At 33.8% G+C, this 22,534-nt stretch carries 18 protein-coding genes; 15 read left to right on the plus strand and 3 right to left on the minus strand.

What is annotated here, in order from left to right:
• Positions 1-236 precede the first annotated feature (236 nt).
• The 4 genes from H8R22_RS11365 (at position 237) to H8R22_RS11380 (ending at position 6,021) form a co-directional block, all read left to right on the plus strand.
• Positions 237-2,645: a tetratricopeptide repeat protein gene (locus tag H8R22_RS11365; RefSeq protein ID WP_187010509.1), complete on the plus strand. Its 2,409-nt coding sequence runs from the start codon at positions 237-239 to the stop codon at positions 2,643-2,645.
• 254 nt (positions 2,646-2,899) lie between these two features.
• A complete protein-coding gene (locus tag H8R22_RS11370; RefSeq protein ID WP_187010510.1) occupies positions 2,900-3,379 on the plus strand; it encodes a DUF4199 domain-containing protein in 480 nt (159 codons plus the stop codon).
• A gap of 85 nt (positions 3,380-3,464) precedes the next feature.
• The gene (locus H8R22_RS11375) at positions 3,465-5,036 is read left to right on the plus strand and encodes a GMC oxidoreductase (RefSeq protein WP_187010511.1); all 1,572 of its coding nucleotides are present in this window, start codon (positions 3,465-3,467) and stop codon (positions 5,034-5,036) included.
• Positions 5,037-5,058: 22 nt separating this feature from the next.
• On the plus strand, positions 5,059-6,021 hold the full coding sequence (locus H8R22_RS11380; RefSeq protein ID WP_187010512.1) for an alpha/beta fold hydrolase: 963 nt from the start codon (positions 5,059-5,061) through the stop codon (positions 6,019-6,021).
• A gap of 235 nt (positions 6,022-6,256) precedes the next feature.
• On the opposite strand, the gene H8R22_RS11385 is transcribed toward H8R22_RS11380, so the two are convergent.
• Positions 6,257-6,769, minus strand: coding sequence for a fasciclin domain-containing protein (locus H8R22_RS11385; protein WP_187010513.1), 513 nt, complete (start codon positions 6,767-6,769; stop codon positions 6,257-6,259).
• A 230-nt stretch (positions 6,770-6,999) separates the two neighbouring features.
• On the opposite strand from H8R22_RS11385, the gene H8R22_RS11390 reads away from it, so the two are divergent.
• On the plus strand, positions 7,000-7,530 hold the full coding sequence (locus H8R22_RS11390) for a CIA30 family protein (protein ID WP_187010514.1): 531 nt from the start codon (positions 7,000-7,002) through the stop codon (positions 7,528-7,530).
• A gap of 178 nt (positions 7,531-7,708) precedes the next feature.
• On the opposite strand, the gene H8R22_RS11395 is transcribed toward H8R22_RS11390, so the two are convergent.
• Positions 7,709-8,989, minus strand: coding sequence for a metal-dependent hydrolase family protein (locus H8R22_RS11395; RefSeq protein ID WP_187010515.1), 1,281 nt, complete (start codon positions 8,987-8,989; stop codon positions 7,709-7,711).
• Positions 8,990-9,335: 346 nt separating this feature from the next.
• Here H8R22_RS11395 and H8R22_RS11400 point away from each other — a divergent pair, with 346 nt between their 5' ends.
• The 7 genes from H8R22_RS11400 to H8R22_RS11430 all read left to right on the plus strand — a co-directional run bounded on the left by H8R22_RS11400 (position 9,336) and on the right by H8R22_RS11430 (position 20,117).
• Positions 9,336-11,111, plus strand: a complete 1,776-nt coding sequence (locus H8R22_RS11400; protein WP_187010877.1) for an AMP-dependent synthetase/ligase — start codon at positions 9,336-9,338, stop codon at positions 11,109-11,111.
• Positions 11,112-11,492: 381 nt separating this feature from the next.
• Positions 11,493-11,972, plus strand: a complete 480-nt coding sequence (locus H8R22_RS11405; RefSeq protein WP_187010516.1) for a MarR family winged helix-turn-helix transcriptional regulator — start codon at positions 11,493-11,495, stop codon at positions 11,970-11,972.
• Positions 11,973-12,061: 89 nt separating this feature from the next.
• A complete protein-coding gene (locus H8R22_RS11410) occupies positions 12,062-14,452 on the plus strand; it encodes a 3-hydroxyacyl-CoA dehydrogenase/enoyl-CoA hydratase family protein (RefSeq protein ID WP_187010517.1) in 2,391 nt (796 codons plus the stop codon).
• A 90-nt stretch (positions 14,453-14,542) separates the two neighbouring features.
• Positions 14,543-15,724: an acetyl-CoA C-acyltransferase gene (locus tag H8R22_RS11415; RefSeq protein WP_187010518.1), complete on the plus strand. Its 1,182-nt coding sequence runs from the start codon at positions 14,543-14,545 to the stop codon at positions 15,722-15,724.
• A gap of 139 nt (positions 15,725-15,863) precedes the next feature.
• The gene (locus tag H8R22_RS11420; RefSeq protein ID WP_187010519.1) at positions 15,864-17,669 is read left to right on the plus strand and encodes an acyl-CoA dehydrogenase family protein; all 1,806 of its coding nucleotides are present in this window, start codon (positions 15,864-15,866) and stop codon (positions 17,667-17,669) included.
• A 426-nt stretch (positions 17,670-18,095) separates the two neighbouring features.
• A complete protein-coding gene (locus tag H8R22_RS11425; protein ID WP_187010520.1) occupies positions 18,096-18,623 on the plus strand; it encodes a superoxide dismutase family protein in 528 nt (175 codons plus the stop codon).
• 294 nt (positions 18,624-18,917) lie between these two features.
• The gene (locus H8R22_RS11430) at positions 18,918-20,117 is read left to right on the plus strand and encodes an LETM1-related biofilm-associated protein (protein WP_187010521.1); all 1,200 of its coding nucleotides are present in this window, start codon (positions 18,918-18,920) and stop codon (positions 20,115-20,117) included.
• On the opposite strand, the gene H8R22_RS11435 is transcribed toward H8R22_RS11430, so the two are convergent.
• Entirely contained in the window at positions 20,111-21,034 is a 924-nt protein-coding gene (locus tag H8R22_RS11435; protein WP_187010522.1) for a LysR family transcriptional regulator, read from the minus strand. The genes H8R22_RS11430 and H8R22_RS11435 overlap by 7 nt on opposite strands.
• A 207-nt stretch (positions 21,035-21,241) precedes the next feature.
• On the opposite strand from H8R22_RS11435, the gene H8R22_RS11440 reads away from it, so the two are divergent.
• Genes H8R22_RS11440 through H8R22_RS11450 form a run of 3 tightly spaced genes read left to right on the plus strand, consistent with a single transcriptional unit; the run spans position 21,242 to position 22,530 of the window.
• Positions 21,242-21,406 carry a hypothetical protein gene (locus tag H8R22_RS11440; protein WP_187010523.1) on the plus strand — a complete coding sequence of 55 codons (165 nt, stop codon included), beginning with the start codon at positions 21,242-21,244 and terminating at the stop codon, positions 21,404-21,406.
• Between the two features lie 5 nt (positions 21,407-21,411).
• Positions 21,412-21,690 carry a hypothetical protein gene (locus H8R22_RS11445; RefSeq protein ID WP_187010524.1) on the plus strand — a complete coding sequence of 93 codons (279 nt, stop codon included), beginning with the start codon at positions 21,412-21,414 and terminating at the stop codon, positions 21,688-21,690.
• A 3-nt stretch (positions 21,691-21,693) separates the two neighbouring features.
• The gene (locus H8R22_RS11450) at positions 21,694-22,530 is read left to right on the plus strand and encodes a DUF6671 family protein (RefSeq protein ID WP_187010525.1); all 837 of its coding nucleotides are present in this window, start codon (positions 21,694-21,696) and stop codon (positions 22,528-22,530) included.
• Positions 22,531-22,534: the final 4 nt, after the last annotated feature.

Genomic DNA, 22,534 nt, shown 5'->3' on the forward strand with positions numbered 1-22,534 from the left:
TAGTAAACAACCAAAAATAGTCAACCTATATCAGGACAAGACAAAATTGACGGAGAATTCAATAACTTAATGCAACAGTTTTAATTTTTTAAATTTTATATTTATTTTATATTTGAAAGGTAAATTACAAACCGATTTTTAAGACTACTTTTTGAAATAGATTGAGGAAACCATATTTAATTTTCGGTAGTGTCCTCTAAAATTTTAAGCAGCTAAAAAATTATAAAAGTTATAAAATGAAATATAGTATTCAAAAAATGATAATCTCTAGAACGCATCTTTTAGGAATACTCCTGATTTCACTTTTTGGTTGTTCTCTTTATTTTCAAACGTACAATTATGAATATACCGCAGATGATGGTATTTATTCACACCTAAACACCGCAACTTCAAAAGGATTAAAATCTACTACTGACTTATTTCAATACGGAAGTATGAATTTTATAAATTCAGACTCCAATAATTCAGGAATTTATCGCCCATTTACGCTTTTTACTTTTGCTTTAGAAAAACAAGTTTTCAATGAATTTAATCCTGCCTACGGACATGCAATTAATATTGTCCTTTACTTTTTAACACTTGTAGCCATAGGGTTATTTTTGGTGGGACTTTTTAACTTAAAAAATATTCCATTTACAATTCCCTTATTAATTCTGCTACTTTTTGCGGTTCATCCCATACATGTTGAGGCTGTAGCTAGTATTAAAAGTAGAGATACCCTTCTATCCTGCCTGTTTGCTTTTAGTGCGGTAAATTATTGGATGCTTAACTTTACTAATCAACTACCTTGGAAAAAGATGGTGGTTGGTTTACTCTTCTTCACTGCACTACTTTCAAAAGAAGAAAGTTTAACGTTTATTGCTGTGCTTTTTCTACTATCGTGGTATTTTTTAAACTTAAGCCTAAAAGAATCTTTAGTGCAAACTATACCCTTTGTTATTGCAGCTGGAGTCTATCTCATAATCAGGTCTATAGTACTCGATGCAGCAAACAATGGCTATGATACCATTTTAAATAATATAATTTACTCTCTTGAAGGAACAGAGAGAGTAGCTACCAATTTTTATATTTATCTATTTTATATAAAATTATTAATTTTTCCACATCCACTATCTTGGGATTATTCCTTTAATCAAATAGCCATTAAAACGATGAGCGATGGCTGGGTTGTATTGAGTTTAATTCTTTTCAGTGTATTGATTTATGTTGCAAGTATAGGTTTTAAGAAAAAAACTATTCTAAGTTTTGCAATTTTATTTTACTTGGTTACTTTCTCGATATTTTCAAATATAGTACCTGCAATAACCATTGGTGCTACAGTGGCTGAACGATTTATGTTTGTACCATCACTAGCCTTTTGTATCATCTTAGTTTATGGCATATACTCAATAGCGATCCAACTTAAGGTGACAAAAAATAGTCTAACAACCATCTTGATTGTCTTACCTTTTGTTATACTATACGCTTCAAAAAGTATCACGAGAACTGCAGTATGGAAAAATAATTTAACGCTTACTACCGCAGGAATTAGTGATTCTCCAAAAAGTTGGCGTACACATATGTTATATGCCGACAATATAAAACAGCAGGCAGAAGCAGTAGCGCTGGACTCCATCAATTTTGAAAAAAGCCAAAACTCTTCCAAAATATTACTTCAAGAGGCTGTATTTCATTATAAAATAGCAGATTCTATCATAGGAAATAATCCAAAGACATCTCTTTTTTTAGCTGACCTTGCTGATTGCTATTTGAGGTTAAAGGATACCGTTGCAGCAAAACAAAGATTTTTACAAGCAGTTGAAAACCCAAATTTCTTTTATGGATTATTCAAATTAGGAATGATTTCTTTTAATGAGAAAGAGTATCAAGTTGCAGTTGAATATTATCAGAAAGCACTTCTAGCAAGTTCCCCAGACTTTTTTTCCACCTATCAAAATCTTGCGCTTTCTTATCAAAAAGGGGGTGATTTTAAAAGTGCTATCTTATTTTACAAAAAAGCATTAGAATATGGAAATAATGACCAAATCACCACTAATTTATCGTTTTGCTATCTTAAATTAGGTAGGATCGACGAAGCAAAAACATTAAATTCAGGCAAAAACACCAGCTCTACAGAGGAAAAAAACTTCATTGAAGCCATAAACAATGGCTTTGCGGCTTATAAAAATAAAAAATATGTTGCAGCAAGACAATTTTTTGAAAAATGCAGTGTACCATTTGAAAAGTATGGAGGTTCAAATAAATTTCCGAATTTTTTAAATGCATTTGGTCATAGTTTACTTGAGACTAATGCTACAGCGAGAGCTAAATCAATTTTTGAGCAAGCAGTTAATAATGACCCAAAAAACTACTTTGCTCTTAAAAATTTAGGTTTTATTTTATTTCAATATGAGAAAAATTATGATCAGGCTATACAATATTACAACCGTAGTTTACAGGCTAATTCCCCTGATTACTTTCAATCTTACAGCAATCTTGGTACCGTATATTTAGTGCAAAACAAAACGGATGAAGCCATAATAAATTATGAATTGGCACTCAAGTATGGCACATCAACAGCAATAATAAGTAACTTGTACTTACTGTGGAAAGCTAAGGGAAACCAGGATAAAATGGCCTACTACCAAGCTAAGCTGTCAAACTAATAAAAAGTAGAAATTATAAAATATACTTTTCAAGGAGTATATATCCTAGCAAACCAATCGTTATTGCTATTTATTTAAATTTTCATTGCAAAAGCGCTTTTGCCTTCTATTTGCTTATAAATTAGCTTGATATTATAAAAGCAGTAATAAGAAGTAAGTAAATTATTGAGCTAATAGGAACATTTTGTTCAAAATGATTTATTGTTTCGTGAAAAATGATATATTTATCAGGCAGTCTTTAAAAAAGTAAAAAAATGGATAGTAAAATCGAAATCAAATGGGCGATAATTTTCTCAATCGCAGGATTGCTTTGGATGGTATTAGAAAAAGTTAGTGGCTTGCATGATGTTTATATCGATTATCATGTCTACTTAACAAACTTATTTGCAATACCTGCCATTACTATTATGGTTCTAGCTCTCAAAGAGAAAAAAAGCGTGTTTTATCACGGTAAAATGACCTACAAACAAGGATTAATTTCTGGTTTAATTTTAAGTATAATTATTGCAATAATTAGTCCGCTTACCCAGTATATAACTACTTATTTCATTACGCCTGATTATTTCCCAAATGTGATTAAACGATCAGTTGAATTAGAATATTACAGCACAATAACTGAAGCACAAGCCTATTTTAATTATGAAAATTATGCTATCCAAGGGGCTGTCGGTGCTTTAGTAATGGGAATATTAACAACTGCTATTGCCATGCTATTTTTACGCACAAAAAAATAATGCAGTACCTACTTCTCTTTAAAGTTTTCAATAAAAACGAATTAAATTAGCTAGAATGCAGTAACCTTTAAAATCAGTAAAGTAAATGGAATTCGATTATGTCATTGTAGGAAGTGGTTTTGGAGGATCTGTAAGTGCTTTACGCTTATCAAAAAAAGGGTATAAAGTTGCAGTAATTGAAAAAGGAAAGTGGTTCCAAGCCAACGATTTCCCTAAAACCAATTGGAATTTTAAAAAATGGCTTTGGATGCCAGGTCTTCGTTTTTTTGGTATCATGAAATTAACGATATTTAAACATGTAGCTGTGCTATCCGGTACTGGTGTTGGTGGTGGTTCCTTAGTTTATGCCAACACTTTACCTATTCCAAAATCTACCTTTTTTAAAACGGGAAGTTGGAGCACACTTAAAGATTGGGAACAAGAACTGGCTCCCTTTTACCAAGAAGCGCTAAAAATGCTTGGTGCAGCAAAAAATCCAAAATTATTTGATGGCGATTTGGGATTAAAAAAGGTAGCTCAAAATTTAGGTCTTGAAGATAAATTTGATGCAACTAATGTTGCCGTTTATTTTGATGAAGAAAATGTGACCAAAGCAGATCCTTATTTTGATGGTCTGGGACCGGCTCGAACAGGTTGTAATTTTTGCGGAGCCTGTATGACCGGCTGCAGAAATAATTCTAAAAACACCCTTGACAAGAATTATTTATACCTGGCACAGCATTACGGCGCAGTGATTATGGCTGAACAAGAAGTGTATAATGTAACTCCCATTGGCACTACTGATGGATCTAATGGCTATGAAGTCTTCATCAAATCAAGTACCTCATTCATTAGCAAGAAAATTAAAATTAGAAGTAAAAGTGTTATTTTTTCAGGTGGTGTACTAGGCACTGTAAAATTACTATTGCAGTTAAAATCGAAATCATTACCTCATCTATCTGATCGTTTAGGAGAAGATATCAGAACTAACAATGAGACTTTGGTGAGTGTTTCAACTTTGGATAACGACAAAAACTTTTCAAAAGGGGTAGCTATAGGAAGTATTCTTGATGTCGACGAAAATAGCCACTTAGAAATATGTCGTTATTCCGAAGGTTCAAATGCATGGAAATTAATTCACTTACCCTATGTTAGTGGAAAAAATACTATAGTACGTATAGCAAGAGTCCTTTGGTCATTATTAAAATCACCAGTAACCTATTTTACTATCTATTTTAGAAATAGTTGGGCAAAAAAAACCGTTGTTCTGCTTTTTATGCAAACGTTAGACAGTACTCTAAAACTTAAAATAAACTTTTTAGGCTTTATGAACTCTACGGTAACCTCCGGCAAAAAACCCTCTCCTTTCATTCCAGAATCGGTTAAATTAATTAAAGAATACAGTAAGGCCGTAAATGGTGTTAGTACGTCCTTTGCTATCGAAACAATTGCAGGAATTCCCTCAACAGCTCATATTTTAGGAGGTGCGGTCATGGGTGCGACTTCAAGTGAAGGCGTGATCGACAAAAACAATAAAGTCTTTGGCTATGAAAACCTTTATATAATTGATGGTTCAATGATTTCAGCAAACCCCGGAGTAAATCCCTCTTTATCCATAACGGCTATTGCAGAACATGCGATGCATCAAATTCCGTTTAATAACATACCAACTTTTTAGAAAAATCAAGCAGCAATTATCTATGAAATATTTATTTAGATTTTTAAAAATCATAATTAGCATTTTGATCATGGTTAGTATCGCTATAACCCTAATTTTTGGTCATAAAGATATTCCATTGCAGGAGCTAAAAACCAAATATGCTACAGCCAGTTCGTCGTTTATTGAAGTTAACGAAATGCAGGTACATTATCGGGATGAAGGTGATAAAATGGATAGTATTCCAATAGTACTTATTCATGGCACAGCGGCAAGTTTACATACTTTTGATTCTTGGACAAACCAATTAAAAAACACCAATAGAGTGATCCGTATGGATTTGCCTGCCTACGGATTAACAGGTCCGTTTTCCCACGGAAACTACTCGATTGAAAATTATACCCTATTTATTCAAAATTTTCTAGATGCCTTGAAAGTTAAGCATTGTATTATCGTTGGGAATTCCCTTGGAGGAGAAATCGCTTGGAATTATACTTTTAAACACCCACAAAGGGTTGATAAATTGATCTTGATTGATGCTACGGGTTATCCAGTAGTGTCAAAGAGTGTACCTCTCGCCTTTCAAATTGGCCAAACTCCCGTGCTAAACAAAATCTTAACCTACATAACGCCCCGTTTTATCGTAAAATCTAGTATTGAAAACATCTATTATGATGCAACAAAAGTTACTCCCTCCTTAGTAGATCGATATTATGAACTAACCTTAAGAGAAGGTAATCGTCAGGCATTTATTGATCGTTTTGCTATAGTAAAGGATACAAACGCCTACAAGAAGATTAAAAAAATTAACCAACCTACATTAGTTTTGTGGGGATCTAATGATTTATTAATTCCGATAGAAAATGCGGCACGGTTTCACACTGATCTGCCTAACAGCATGCTCCATATTATAGAAAAAACAGGACACACTCCAATGGAAGAGAGTCCAATTGAAAGTTTAAAGCCAGTACTTGAATTTTTAAAAGCAAAGTCTACATTCAAATAAGTTTTTCACTAATTATGCATAGTAAACTTGAGCAAGTTTTACAATAAAACAATAGTAATTTACCAACCTAAAGTCAAAATTAGTACCACTTACCTTTTACTCTTTCTAGCTGTGTTAATTATAATTATCCAGCTAATTAAACAATATCCGTTCATCGAACTTATAGTAGTTATACAACAAAAAATAGCCTCGAGTAAATTCGAGGCTATTTGTATTCTTGGAAAGCGACTTTTAATTATTTTGGCATAACAACAGAGTCAATCACATGGATTACTCCATTAGATCCCATTACATCAGTAACTACAATCTCGCTGTAATTACCATTAGTGTCTTTCAACCAAATTTTACCATCTTTTTGCGTAACAGTTAAAACTTGGCCATTTAAAGCTTTTAGTTCAACTAGTCCGTTACCTGCTTTTAGAGCAGCAACAACATCAGTGGCTGCTAATTTACCTGAAACTACGTGATAGGTTAAAATGTTTGCTAATGCTTTTTGATTCGCTGGTTCTAACAAAGAATTTAATGTTTTCGAATCAATTTTAGCGAAAGCGCTATTGGTTGGAGCAAAAACAGTAAATGGACCATCGCCTTGTAAAGCAGTTACTAAATCAGCCGCCTTTAGAGCAGCTACTAAGGTAGAGAAATCTTTATTCCCTACTGCAACATCTACTACTGTTCCTTGAGCAAAAGCCCCGTTTGATAAAAATCCTGTAATTACCATTGTTAAAATAAGACCTAACTTTTTCATATTTTTTATATTTTGTTAATTAATTAGATCACAAATATAAAACTAATAATTTGATTTTGTTTAATCTTTTTGTATTTTTGTTAAACAAATTTTATTAGGTGAATCAAAATGCGTTTCATTCCTAACTACTTTAACTACAAAAAAGAAGTACTATATCCCAATCGAAGATAAACCTAGATTGGAAAACAAACGATTATGCTCTATATTTGAATTATATAACTTAACTAATCATGCAACTACTACTTACTATGATACTTTTATTTTCCACTCTACAATCCAACCTATTATTTGACTTTACAAAAAATGCTTCCATAAAAGATTGGATTATAGTAAATGATGTCGTGATGGGAGGTGAATCATCAAGCACGATTTCATTAACTAAGGAAGGTCATGGCGTCTTTGAAGGGAGTATTTCTCTAGATAACAACGGCGGATTTTCCTCGGTGCGTTACCGTTTTCCGAAAAAACAAATAAAACAATTTTCGAGCATACTAATTAGGGTACAAGGAGATGGTAAACAATACCAATTGAGAATCAAGTCTGATTCTGGCGAATATTACTCATACATCCTTCCCTTCAATACATCAGGTACTTGGCAAGACATCGTATTTCTATTGGAAGACTTTTATCCTTCCTTTAGGGGAAGAAAACTCAATCAGCCTAATTTTGCTAAAGATTCTATAGAAGAAATCACCTTTTTAATAGGCAATAAAAAGAAAGAGAATTTCAAACTTGTTATTGATAAAATCGAGTTAAAATAATACCTAATTTAGGTAATTTACATCCTTTAAAACAAAGAACTTTTTGATTGCGATTTGAGAACAATAAAAAAAAAGGTATTTGCAAGGACAGTGAGTTTAAACTATCTCATGCAAATACCTTTTTCTAAGGAATAGAAAGGAAATCTTTAATTATAATTACCTCTTAATACCGTAGCGTTTACAATTGCTTGTAAACTATTCCGTCTTTCATAACAAATACGACATTAGTCACGGTAGTAATATCTTTTGTAGGATCGTCATTTGTGGCAACGATATCAGCTAAATACCCTACCTCTAAAGCTCCTATCTTTTTTTCCATTTCTAAAATAGTTGCATTAACTATAGTAGCCGCTTGTATCGTTTTCATGGCTGGCATCCCCGCCTCTTGCATATAAATGAACTCTTTCGCATTCTCTCCATGAGGAAAAACAGCTGCATCGGTACCAAAACCAATTGGCACTCCTTTTTTATATGCTTTTGCAAAAGTAGCTTTGATTCTTGGTCCAATCGCCAATGCTTTAGGGACTACAATTGCAGGATAATAATTAGGAATTAATGCTTTCTCAGCTACAAAACTCCCCGCAGAAAGTGTAGGGATATAGTAGGCATTGTATTTTATCATTAAATCCATTGTAGCATCACTCATTTCTGTACCGTGCTCAATAGTTTTTACCCCAGCTTTTATAGCTCGTTGCATTCCGTCATCTCCATGTGCATGCGCGGCAACTTGCAACCCATAATCTTTTGCTGTTGCGATTATCGCATCCATTTCCTCTTGAGTAAATTGAGCATTAGTTCCGCTTTTTGCTACCGATAACACACCACCTGTAGCCGTAATCTTAATCCAATCGGCACCATTTTTATACCGTTGTCTCACTGCTTGTTTGGCATCATCAACACCATTAACGACACCTTCATTAGGACCCGGATTTCCCATTAAATCTTTGCGATAACCATTTGTAGGATCAGCATGTCCTCCAGTAGAGGCTAATGCCTTCTCAGCCGTTAAAATCCTTGGCCCAACTACTTTTCCTTTATTAATTGCGTTTCTTAAAGACACATTAATACCCGTACCGCCTAAATCTCTTACGGTTGTAAATCCAGCCATTAAAGTAGTTTTAGCATATCCAATGGAATTAAAAGCAATATCGGCATCATTCAATGTAAATTCGTCTCCATAATGCGTGGGGCTCGTTTCCTCCTCTACGTGCACGTGCATATCGATCCAGCCTGGCATAACTGTTTTAGTTTTTAGATCAATCGCTTTATCTAGTGCGTTAGTTGGATTAATAAAACCATCTTGAACAGCTTTTATCATATTATTGGATACGATGATGGTTTTATTACTTAAAACTTTACCCGTTTTGGTATCAATAATTTTACCGCAGTGCAGGTATGTGTCTTGAGCAAAGGAAATAGTACTAAACAGAATGGTTACAAGGAATAGCGTTTTTTTCATAATATTTATATTTATTTGAAAGATATGAAAAAATAATAAAATCGGGTACAAATAGTTTCTTGTAAAATACTAGGTAATGAATCATTACTTAATAAAAATTGACATAGTATCCTTGTCTGTGGATGCGCAAATCATAGTGAGACATATTTACTAAAGGATTACTTACTCTTATGTACTAACCGTAAAGACCTCCATTACTTACATATTGAGTATATATGCTTACTATATTTTTAGTACAACTTTGTAAAGTTTGTGTAATTAAGTTCTATTTTGCTATTTAATTTTTGAAAATTAAAAAATATCACTAATTTTTATTTAATTTGCGAATAAATACGATATTCCAATGATGACTCCTATAACACGCCTCTTTGATTTTCCCTATTATCAACAAGATAAATTCACTAGCATTCCTGATGCTCTCACTAGCAAAGTAAATGGTGTGTGGGTAAAAACTTCAACTCAAGAATATATTGCTAAAGCCAATACGATCTCAAGAGCTTTATTGAGAATGGGTATAAAAAAAGGTGACAAAATTGCTTTGATTTCTTCTAGTAACAGAACAGAATGGAATATTATGGATATTGGTGTGCTTCAAACAGGTGCACAAACAGTACCTATTTATCCAACAATATCAGAACAAGATTATGAGTATATATTAAACCACTCTGAAGCAATGTACTGTTTTGTATCTGATACAGAAGTTCTGGCTAAAATTAATTTAATCCGCGATAAGGTTCCTAACTTAAAAGAAGTATTTAGTTTTGATACTATAGCAAACTGCAAAAACTGGAGTGAATTATTGGTTTTAGGTGAAGACCAAAGCAATCAAATCGATGTAGAAACCTGCAAAAATAATGTAAGTACAGAAGATTTAGCGACTATCATCTATACATCAGGAACTACAGGACGCCCTAAAGGAGTCATGTTATCGCATAAAAATATTGTTTCGGATGTTTTGAACAGTGCGCCAAGAATACCATTTGAAGCAGGAAGTAGTCGCGCATTAAGCTTTTTACCAGTTTGCCACATTTTTGAAAGAATGATATTGTATTTGTACCAATATTATGGTGTATCTATTTACTTTGGAGAATCTATCGAGAAAATTAGTGACAACATTAAAGAAGTCAAACCCACGGTTATTACTGCTGTACCACGATTATTAGAAAAAGTATACGATAAAATATACGCTAAGGGAGCAGAATTAACAGGAATCAAAAAAAGTTTGTTTTTTTGGGCTATCGATTTAGGTTTACGTTATGAACCGTATGGAGCAAATGGCGCTTGGTATGAATTTCAGTTAAAAATTGCGCGTAAACTTATCTTTAGTAAATGGAAAGAAGGGCTAGGAGGAAATCTTGAACTAATGGTATCAGGAAGTGCGGCTTTGCAAACTAGATTAACACGCATTTTTGCTGCCGCAGGAATCCCCGTAATGGAAGGATACGGATTAACAGAAACTTCACCAGTTATCTCCGTAAATGACCTTAGAAACAATGGTTTTAGAGTAGGAACCGTTGGTAAAGTTATTGATGAAGTTGAAGTGAAAATCGCTGCAGATGGTGAAATTCTTTGTAAAGGACCTAATGTCATGATGGGTTATTTTAAAGACGAGCAATTAACGAGTGAGGTAATAGTAGATGGTTATTTTCATACTGGAGATATAGGTGAATTTGACAAGGATGGTTTCTTGAAAATTACCGACCGTAAGAAAGAAATGTTCAAAACCTCAGGAGGAAAGTACATTGCGCCACAAATGATTGAAAACATGATGAAACAATCTCGTTTTATCGAACAAATAATGGTAATAGGCGAAGGACAAAAAATGCCTGCTGCCTTTATCCAACCTAATTTTGAATTCGTAAAAGAATGGGCAGTTATCCATAAGTTAAACATTGGTTCTACAAATGAAGAAATTGTTACTAATGAAAAAGTAATCGCTCGTATTCAGGAAGAGGTTGATGGTATTAATTTAAAATTTGGACACTGGGAACAAATTAAACGATTTGAACTAACTCCTGATCTGTGGTCTATAGAAGGAGGTCACTTGACTCCTACTCTTAAATTGAAAAGAAAGATTATCTTAAAAATCTACGAAAAACTATTTGATAAGATATACAGTTAGTAAAATTAGTAGAAACCACGAATTAGTTTTCGTGGTTTTTTTATGCCTTTTTTGCAACGAAAAACTTTGTAAAAGCAACCACCTACTGTATTTATTGAAGCGTAACATATTCTATTTTAAACTATTGCTCATCATAAGGGATAGTAGTGGGCTCTTGATATCAAGCGAAGCACCACAAAAGACAGCATGTTTAGATACACTTGTACTAATAACGATCCCGATTACCTAGTTGTGCGTACGTGTACAAAGTCGAATTTCACAAGCAACAGCTCGTAATTTGCAAGAGATTTATTAAATTTAGGTAGTATTAACAAAAAAATAGTTTTATTTATTATGCATGCATAGTAAATTTTTAGTATATTTGAAATCGATTGCGACAATATGAAAGACAAAACTATAGATTACATCCTTCGAGCTACTTGGCAAGCAGTTGCCAGAATGTACAATGAAGAAGCCTCTAAGTATGATGCGAGCATGGCGACTGGTTTTGCTTTGTTGAGTATTGACAAGGAAGGTGGGACTCCCTCTACGGCTTTAGGTCCAAAAATGGGAATGGAAGCTACGAGCTTGACTCGTACACTAAAATCGATGGAAGATAAAGGATTGATCATTAGAAAAAAAAATCCAGAGGACGGACGCGGTGTTTTGATTTACCTAACTCCTTTTGGTAAAGAAAAAAGAGAATTATCTAAAAACACGGTCTTAAAATTTAATGAGGCAGTAAAAAATAATATTTCAGAGGAAAAACTGCAACATTTTGTTGAAGTAGCTGAAATTATAAATGAATTAATTGTTGATAAAAATATTTTTCAGGTAAATGAGAAAAAAGAAAACGACAATGTTCATACTGTAGGGAAATAAGTAAAAATAATACGTATGCACTTATTTCATGGCTTTCTAAAACGCTAGAAATAGTAGCATATTTTAATAAAAACAAATAAAAACAACGTATGAAACGCACAATCAAAAAAGTTGCAGTAATTGGATCCGGAATTATGGGTTCGGGAATTGCTTGCCATTTTGCCAACATTGGTGTCGAAGTTTTACTACTTGATATCGTTCCAAGAGAACTAACTGAGATTGAAACTAAAAAAGGATTGACATTAGAAAGTAAAGTCGTTCGCAATCGCTTAGTTAACGAGCATTTGATGAATGCTTTGAAATCGAAACCCTCTCCTATTTACAGTCAAAAGTTTGCCAATCGTATCAAGACTGGAAACACTACTGATGACATGGCAAAAATTGCTGATGTGGACTGGATTATTGAAGTAGTTGTTGAGAGACTAGATATTAAGAAACTAGTTTTTGAACAAGTGGAAAAATACCGTAAGCCAGGAACGTTGATTACATCTAATACTTCGGGTATTCCTATTCACTTTATGAGTGAAGGAAGAAGTGAAGATTTCCAGAAACACTTTTGTGGAACACACTTTTTTAACCCTGCGCGTTATTTAAAATTATTTGAAATTATCCCTGGACCACAAACTTCAACTGAAGTTTTGGACTTCCTTACTATATACGGAGAGAAATTTTTAGGAAAAACTTCGGTTGTTGCTAAAGATACTCCAGCATTTATTGGAAACCGTATCGGAATTTACGGAATCCAAAGTTTGTTCCATTTGGTTAAAGAAATGGGATTGACTATCGAAGAAGTAGATAAATTGACTGGACCAGTAATTGGTAGACCTAAGTCGGCTACTTTTAGAACTGTAGACGTTGTTGGATTAGATACTTTAGTACATGTTGCTAACGGAATCTATGAAAACTGCCCAAGTGATGAACAACACGACTTATTTAAACTTCCAGAGTTTGTAAACAAAATGATGGAGAATAAATGGTTGGGAAGCAAAACTGGACAAGGTTTCTACAAAAAAGTAGGAAAAGAAATTCTGACTTTAGACTTAGATACTTTAGAATATAGAGCGGCTAAGAAAGCTTCTTTTGCTACACTTGAATTAACTAAATCAATTGATAAACCTATCAATCGATTTAAAGTTCTTGTTAAAGGAAAAGACAAAGCAGGAGAGTTTTACAGAAAAAGTTTTTCTGGAATGTTCGCTTATGTTTCCAATAGAATACCTGAAATATCAGACGAATTATACAAAATCGACGACGCTATGAAAGCTGGTTTCGGTTGGGAAAATGGTCCGTTCGAAATCTGGGATGCTATTGGAGTAGAAAAAGGAATCGAAATTATGAAAGCGGAAGGTTTAGAGCCAGCTGCTTGGGTAACAGAAATGCTAGCTGCTGGAAACAAAAGCTTTTACACTGTTGCAGATGGAGCAACGCACTTTTACAGCATTCCTGCAAAAGCACAAGTTAAAGTTCCTGGACAAGATGATTTTATTATTTTGAACAATATTCGCGAAAGCAAAAAAATATGGAGCAACAGTGGTGGTGTAATCACTGATCTTGGTGATGGAATCATTAACTTAGAGTTCCTTTCAAAAATGAATACTATTGGTGGTGACGTTTTACAAGCGATCAATAAAGCCATTGATTTAGCCGAAAAGGAATATCAAGGTTTAGTTATTGGTAATCAAGCCGGAAACTTCTCTGTAGGTGCTAATATTGGTATGATCTTTATGATGGCCGTGGAGCAAGAATATGATGAGTTGAATATGGCTATCAAAATGTTCCAAGATACTATGATGCGTGTGCGTTACTCTTCTATTCCAGTAGTAGTAGCAACACATGGAATGACTTTTGGTGGTGGATGCGAAATGAGTTTACATGCTGATAAAGTAGTAGCTGCTGCAGAAACGTATATGGGATTAGTTGAGTTTGGTGTAGGTGTGATTCCTGGTGGTGGTGGTTCTAAGGAACTAGCGTTGCGTGCCTCAGATTTATTCCATAAAAATGACGTTGAGCTTAATGTGTTACAAGAATATTTCTTGACTATTGCTATGGCAAAAGTATCTACATCTGGATACGAAGCATTTGACACTGGATTGCTCCAACACGGTAAAGATGTTATCGTAGTAAACAAAGACCGTCAAATTGCCGAAGCTAAGAAACACGCTTTACTAATGGCCGAAGCGGGTTACACGCAACCGATTCGTAGAACAGATGTTCGTGTATTAGGAAAACAAGCTTTAGGAATGTTCTTAGTAGGAACAGACCAAATGGAAGCGGGTAAATACATCTCAGAGCACGATAAGAAAATTGCTAACAAACTAGCCTATGTTATGGCTGGTGGTGATTTATCTGAACCAACATTGGTAAGCGAACAATATTTATTAGATCTTGAACGTGAAGCTTTCTTGTCATTGTGTACAGAAAGAAAAACATTAGAAAGAATCCAATTTATGTTAACCAAAGGGAAACCACTACGTAATTAATTATTTTAAATTTTAAATGTTGAATTTTAAATGTTTCGAAATATTTAAAATTCAACAAAAAATTTATAATTCAAAATTCAAAACAATATTATGAAAACAGCCTATATAGTAAAAGCATACAGAACTGCAGTTGGTAAAGCACCAAAAGGAGTTTTTAGATTTAAAAGACCTGATGAATTAGCAGCAGAAACCATCGAATTCATGATGAATGAACTGCCTGATTTTGACAAAACGCGTATTGACGACGTAATGGTTGGAAATGCGATGCCTGAGGCAGAGCAAGGACTTAACGTTGCTCGTTTGATTTCTTTGATGGGATTAAAAGTAGAGGATGTTCCTGGAGTAACCGTAAACCGTTACTGTGCATCTGGTTTAGAAACGATTGGTATGGCTACAGCCAAAATTCAATCAGGAATGGCACACTGTATTATTGCAGGTGGTGCTGAGAGCATGAGTTTTATTCCGATGGGTGGTTATAAACCAACTCCGGATTATGCTGTTGCCAAAGCAGGAAACGAAGACTACTACTGGGGAATGGGTTTAACAGCCGAAGCAGTAGCACAACAGTTTAACGTTTCAAGAGAAGATCAAGATGAGTTTGCTTACAATTCACATATGAAAGCCTTAAAAGCGCAAGCTGAAGGTAAATTTGACAAACAAATTGTTCCTATTACGGTAGAACAAACGTTTATCAATGAAAACGGTAAGAAAGAAACTAAATCGTATGTTGTAAACAAAGATGAAGGACCAAGAGCTGGAACATCAAAAGAAGCTTTAGCGGGACTAAGACCTGTTTTTGAAGCTGGTGGAAGTGTAACAGCGGGTAACTCTTCACAAATGAGTGATGGTGCTGCTTTCGTACTTGTTATGAGCGAAGAGATGGTAAAAGAACTGAACCTAGAACCAATTGCAAGATTAGTAAACTTTGCTTCAGCGGGTGTTGAACCTAGAATCATGGGTATCGGACCGGTAAAAGCAATCCCGAAAGTATTAAAACAAGCAGGTTTGTCAATAAATGATATTGAGTTAATTGAATTGAATGAAGCATTTGCTTCTCAATCATTAGCAGTAATAAGAGAATTAAACTTGAATCCGGATATCATCAATGTAAATGGTGGAGCAATTGCAATGGGTCACCCACTTGGATGTACAGGTGCAAAACTTTCAGTTCAATTATTTGATGAGATGAAACGTCGTGGTAACAAATACGGAATGGTTACGATGTGCGTGGGTACAGGTCAAGGTAGTGCCGGAGTATTTGAGTTAATGTAAATTAAGATTTTCTTTTTGGTGATTATCGTAAAAAGAAAGTCTTTGTACAAGCAAATTAAAATCAATTATTGAGGTTCCTCTTAAGCTGAGATAACAATTAGGAGGTTTCAAATTATAAAAACTTATAAAAACATAAAAAATGGCAGATTCAATTAAAAAAGACGTAACCCGCGGGGGTCAGTTTTTAGTTAAAGAAACAAAGTGCGAAGACATCTTTACTCCGGAAGATTTTTCGGAAGAGCAGCTAATGATGCGTGATTCCGTAAAAGAATTTGTGGACAAGGAATTATGGGCACATAAAGATCGCTTTGAGAAAAAAGATTATGCGTACACACAAGAGTGTATGAAAAAAGCAGGAGACCTAGGTCTGCTTGGTGTTGCTGTACCTGAAGCTTATGGTGGATTAGGAATGGGGTTTGTGTCTACTATGTTAGTATGTGATTACATCTCTGGAGCAACAGGATCGTTCTCAACCGCTTTTGGAGCTCATACAGGAATTGGTACTATGCCAATTACTTTGTACGGAACAGAAGAGCAAAAGCAAAAATACGTACCTAAGTTAGCTTCAGGAGAGTGGTTTGGTGCTTATTGTTTGACTGAGCCAGGCGCTGGATCAGATGCTAACTCAGGAAAAACTAAAGCTGTTTTATCTGAAGATGGTAAATATTACTCGATTACTGGTCAAAAAATGTGGATTTCGAATGCAGGTTTTTGCTCGTTGTTCATTGTTTTTGCTCGCATTGGAGACGATAAAAACATTACTGGTTTCATCGTCGAAAATACGGATGACAATGGTATTTCTATGGGTGAAGAAGAGCATAAACTAGGTATTCGCGCTTCTTCTACTCGTCAAGTTTTCTTTAATGATACTAAAGTTCCTGTAGAGAACATGTTATCTGATAGAGGAAATGGATTTAAAATCGCAATGAACGCTTTGAATGTAGGTCGTATTAAATTAGCAGCAGCTTGTTTAGATGCGCAAAGAAGAGTTATTTCAGGTGCCGTTAGCTATGCTAATGAGAGAGTACAGTTTAATACGCCTATTGCACAATTTGGGGCTATCCGTTCTAAATTAGCAGATATGGCAACTAGCTGTTATGCTGGTGAAAGTGCATCTTACAGAGCTGCTAAAGATATAGAAGATAGAATTATCGCTCGTGAAGCAGAAGGTATTTCTCATCAAGAAGCAGAATTAAAAGGTGTTGAAGAATATGCTATCGAGTGCTCTATCTTGAAAGTAGCTGTTTCTGAAGATGTTCAAAACTGTTCAGATGAAGGAATTCAAATTTTTGGTGGAATGGGATTCTCAGAAGACACACCAATGGAAAGTGCTTGGAGAGATGCTCGTATTGCACGTATCTATGAAGGTACTAACGAAATCAATAGAATGTTATCTGTTGGAATGTTAATTAAAAAAGCAATGAAAGGTCATGTAGATTTGTTAGGTCCTGCTACGAAAGTTGGTGAGGAATTAATGGGTATTCCTTCTTTTGATACTCCAGATTATTCTGAATTATTTGCTGAAGAAAAAGACATGATAATAAAACTGAAAAAAGCATTTATGATGGTTGCGGGTAGCGCAGTTCAAAAATTTGGAACTGAATTAGACTCTCACCAACAAATATTAATGGCTGCTTCAGATATGTTAATCGAAATATATATGGCTGAAAGTACTCTTCTGAGAACAGAAAAATTAGCTAAAAAAGAAGGTGAAGATAAAGTACAGGAACAAATTGCTATGGCAAAATTATACTTGTATCAAGCTGTAGACATCGTTACTTTGAAAGGAAAAGAAAGTGTTATTTCTTTCGTTGAAGGAGACGAACAACGTATGATGCTTATGGGATTAAGACGTTTTACCAAATATACTAATATGCCAAATATTGTGGCATTAAGGGAAACGATTACTTCTAAATTAGTTGCAGAAAATGCTTATTGCTTTTAAGGAAAAAAGATAGTTTTTTTAGTTGATTATTTGTTAAATACCGCAATTGTTGAGAAACGTTGCGGTTTTTTTATTCCCCAAATAGAAAGTAAACAATTCGCAGAAAGAGAATTTATAAATGATTAAAATTCTCAATTTCAAAATAATTTCACATTTTAAATCTGAAGGGTCAACAAAGTTTAATAAGTATTTTATTCAGGAAACTACCTTTAATCTATCGAAGAAAAATTTCACCTAAAAGCTTTGCATATAGCTCTTTCTTATTTTAAAGCAGTACATCAGTTTACTTATGAAAATCCTTGACGCTTTCCTTACTAGACCGGTATTTTAGATAACAGAAACTTTAAAAACCATATAAAACAGTAAAACCCTTGAATAGAAGGGCAATTTTAAGTAACTTTATTGAATAATCTAAATCTTATAAACATGAAAAAAATAATTCTATCTATAGTTTTAATTGTAGCATTAGTCGTTGGATGCAAAATAAATGGTAATTCAGCAGATGCTAAAAAATTAGTAATTGACTTTGAACCTAAAAGCAACAGTAAAGTGTCGGGAACTGCAACGTTTGTTGAAAAAAATGGTAAGGTAACATTTGTTGCCATTTTATCAGGATTAACACCAGGAGTTCATGCCATACATATTCATGAAAAATCAGACTGTTCAGCAGCAGATGGTAGCTCAGCAGGAGGTCACTGGAATCCAACTTTTAAAAAGCATGGAAAATGGGGCGTTGGTGAATACCATAAAGGGGATATTGGTAATTTTACAGCTGATGCAAATGGAAACGGAACTATAACTTTGACTACAGACGAATGGAATATGGGATCAGGTGACCCAACTAAAGATATATTAGGAAAAGGATTAATTGTTCATCAAGGAACAGACGATTTCACTTCTCAACCTTCAGGAGATGCAGGAGCAAGAGTAGCTTGTTCAGCAATCATCAAATAATAGGTTAATTTATTTAATTTAGACATTTAAAGATCAAAGCATAGATACTTACTATTGAATCATAGTCGAATTTAAACTAGTATTGGTAAGGGCTATCTCACTCTATAAAGAGAGAGATAGCCCTTTTTGCTTTTAAATAAATATTCTTGATCATGAACTTTTTAGAATCGAGATAAATCTAGGATTTAGTGTTAGTACAATAATAACAAATTAAGTTAATTTGATTATTAATTAAAGATTAGTTTTCACACAAAACCATAAAAAAGCATAGCTTTGTACCTTTAATAAAAAGCCATGATTAACCCTTCGGCGCCAGGATGGATCGCTAAATATTTTACTAAGCAAAAACTCTCAGAGAAGGCTATTGCCATGAGTACGGATTTGTTTTATCAAAAAATTAGAAAAACTGGTTTCATATACGGGCATATTGTGTCTTTTGAGACTACTACTCCCATAGCTACTGAAGGTTGGGTACAAAATGAATTACCAAAGGTGGCTCTCTTAAGTACGCTCTATTCCTTATATGGCATTACAACGCAAGATAATAATCCTGAAAAATTTATTCAAAAAGCACTTTCGTTCTATAACGAAATGAATCCACAAGGTTTCAATCTATTTAAAAAGGTTTTACCAAATGGAGCACCATCTCTCAATTTAGAAAAAATGATTGATGATCGTGTTCAGACAAATATTGACATCATAAGCAAGAATTTTTCGCATATTGTTACTAATGCATTGTTATTTATTGACATACTAGCTTTTAGACAATATTTACTTCACGGTACTATCCCCGAAAAATATCTAAAAAAAATAGAAGAGACTGTTTTGAGTATTGTTTCCCTTGCGCTAAAAACAAAATCGCAAAAAACAAACTATGATGATTTATTAATTAAACTTTTTGAAGCATCCGTTCGCTACAGCAAATTTTCTAAAGTAAGTGTTCAGAATTTAGAGGACCTACAACTTGGTTACTTCGAATCGGATTTAGAAAAATATTACATGATTGACATGGCTGGAATGGCTATGTGGAGTGATGGTAAAATAGAAAATGAAGAAGCTTACTTTTTATATAAACTTGCTGAAATACTAAATATCGATGATAATTTTGTAATTGAAAGTATCTACAATACGGATCATTTTATAGGAACTAATAAAAAAGAAATTCGTTACTTTAATTACTCTAATCCCGTTAAACATTTTTACGACCAGACTACACAATCAGTTATTACACTTATCACTCGTAATAAAAATCGATTAGCGAAAGAAATCATGCAAAGTAAGGAATTAGTGCTCCTACTTGCCTACTCTACACGTAGAGATTTAGATGAAAAAGAAAAAAAGAAAGTAAAAAAACAATTGCTGGATATTTGCAAAACAATACCATCATTAACCATTTTTTTATTACCTGGAGGCAGCTTACTATTACCAATTCTAATTAAGTTTATTCCTAAGATGTTACCATCTGCATTCAATGAAAATTTAGATGATCAATAATTATTAATCCATGAGAATTTTTCATCTATAATGGCTTGCTTTTCTTTTTGAATATAAGATAAAAATGCGGACCCCACTGGACTCATTTTTTTACCCTTTAACCAAATTAATCTCCAATTAGTTACCATTGGTAAACCACTACTTTGAATTATATGCAGCTGTCTATTATCCAATTCATTTTTTAACCCAATCAAAGGCATAATAGAAATTCCAATTCCCGCGATTGCAGCTTGTTTCACCGCTTCGTTAGATGTTAACTGAATAGCCATTTTTGACTGTATTTTTTTTTGGTTGATATATCCTTCCATTGCCATACGTGTTGCCGAGCCCATTTCTCTAAACAATAAGGGGGTGCTAGATATAAATTTTGTTATCTCCTTTTGAGGCATGCTTTCTAAATTGGTATCACCTACTAATACTAGTTTATTGTCAAGTAAAACCTCACTTTCAATCGCTAAATCTTTGGGAAGAACGGAAACCAAAGCAAAATCGACTTCATTGTTTTTTAGAGCTTTAACTACTTTTGTTTTATTATTGACATCCATTTCTAATTCTACTGCCAAATTATTTTTCAAAAAACCAGATAAAAAATAAGGAATAACATATTTACCCGTCGATACGACTGCTAACTTCAAACGACCAGAAAGCTGCCCTTTGAATGCCATTGTTTTATAATTTATAGCATATACTTCATCTAAAATGGTATTTGCGGCAATAGCAATTTCTTTACCAAAATCAGTTACATATAGCTGTCTTCCAATAATTTCCGTTAGGGGTATTTCAAATTGATCTTGAAAATTTCGCAACTGTATCGATACAGCCGGCTGCGTTAGGTGCAATTCCTCTGCTGCCTTTGTAATACTTTTTGTTTGAGTAACTTTTAAAAAAACTTGTAATTGATGCAAGGTGTAATTCATAAAAATATTTTATATATGTCATTACAAATATAAATAAAAATATATGAATACTAAAGTAGAGATTTGCAAAGAAAATAATTCTATTAGAAACAAACGATAAAACAAAACTAGTATTAAATCGCAATTGTTTCTGGCTAAGGAAAACAAAAAGAGAAAAAGCAAAATACCAATATAAACTAGATAAATAGTTAATACAAAAACAAAATCATGAAAAATACCACATTTTCTGAAGGGTTCAAAACAACAAAACTTATTATTGGACTTTTAACATTGCTTATAGGGCTCTACTTTTCCTTCGTTGATAACAGTGTTTTAAGCAATGGGATTCTGGGCGCTGGAATATTATTAGCTACAAGTCAAACTAAAAACTAAACAAAATGAAAGATTTGAAACAATTTAAATTAATAGATGGGGTTTTTACGGCCCAAGATGCTAATACTGTTCTAACAGCTTTAATTAATTACAAAGTAGATTTCCATAACCGAGAGGATTTTAGTAATCATATTAGATTTAATAAAGATCTAGATCATTCGAGTAAGAGAGTTGCGCAACTTCTTGAATCAAAAAACGATTTAAATTCATTTTTTGAACAAGCCAGTCAACAGAATTTAAAACTTAAAATTCAAGGTACAATAACTATCACCGCTGAGGATTAAAAAATGTTCGCAAACAGAAAATTATTTATTGCTACTAAACACCAAAAAGAAGCTGTAATACTACCTTTGATCGAAAAAAATTTGGGGGTAGTTTGTTTCACAATGGATGATTTTGAAACAGATAATTTAGGTACTTTCTCAGGGGAGATATTACGTAAATATGATCCTCTAACAACAATTAGGGCGAAATGTGATCAAGGACGATTACACTCTAATTGTGATTTAGTGATTGCAAATGAAGGTTCTTTTGGTGGACATCCAAGTTTACTTTTTGCTCATGCTGATGACGAACTAGTCATGCTCAAAGATTATAGAAATAACTTAGAAATAGTATCACGTGAATTAAGTTTAAATACCAATTTGAATGCCGAACAAATAAATAACGAACAGCAGCTGCTTGCTTTTGCACAACAAATACAATTCCCTTCGCATGCTATCATCTTAAAAGATAAAGCGAAAAATCCCCGTCAGATATACAAAGGAATTCAAAGTGAGGTTTTGTTACTTCAAAAGTACAGACAACTGAAAACCAACTACGGGCAAGCTTATGCCGAAACAGATATGCGAGCGATCTACAATCCCACAAGGATGAATGTTATAGCAAGAGCAGTAGAAAAACTCATCGAGAAAATTAATAAAAAATGTCCTCGATGTTGCATCCCTGGATTTGATGTAGTGCGTGTGAATGCTGGTTTACCATGCAGCAGTTGCGGCTTACCAACACGCTCTATTTTAAGTCATCTAAACGAGTGTACAACATGCGGATATACTCAAGAAGAATTTTATCCTAAACAAAAAAGAACTGAAGACCCTACGTATTGCGATTATTGTAACCCTTAATTAA

It is taken from the genome of Flavobacterium kayseriense (assembly GCF_014305095.1).
In the GTDB taxonomy this organism is placed as follows: Bacteria; Bacteroidota; Bacteroidia; order Flavobacteriales; family Flavobacteriaceae; genus Flavobacterium; species Flavobacterium kayseriense.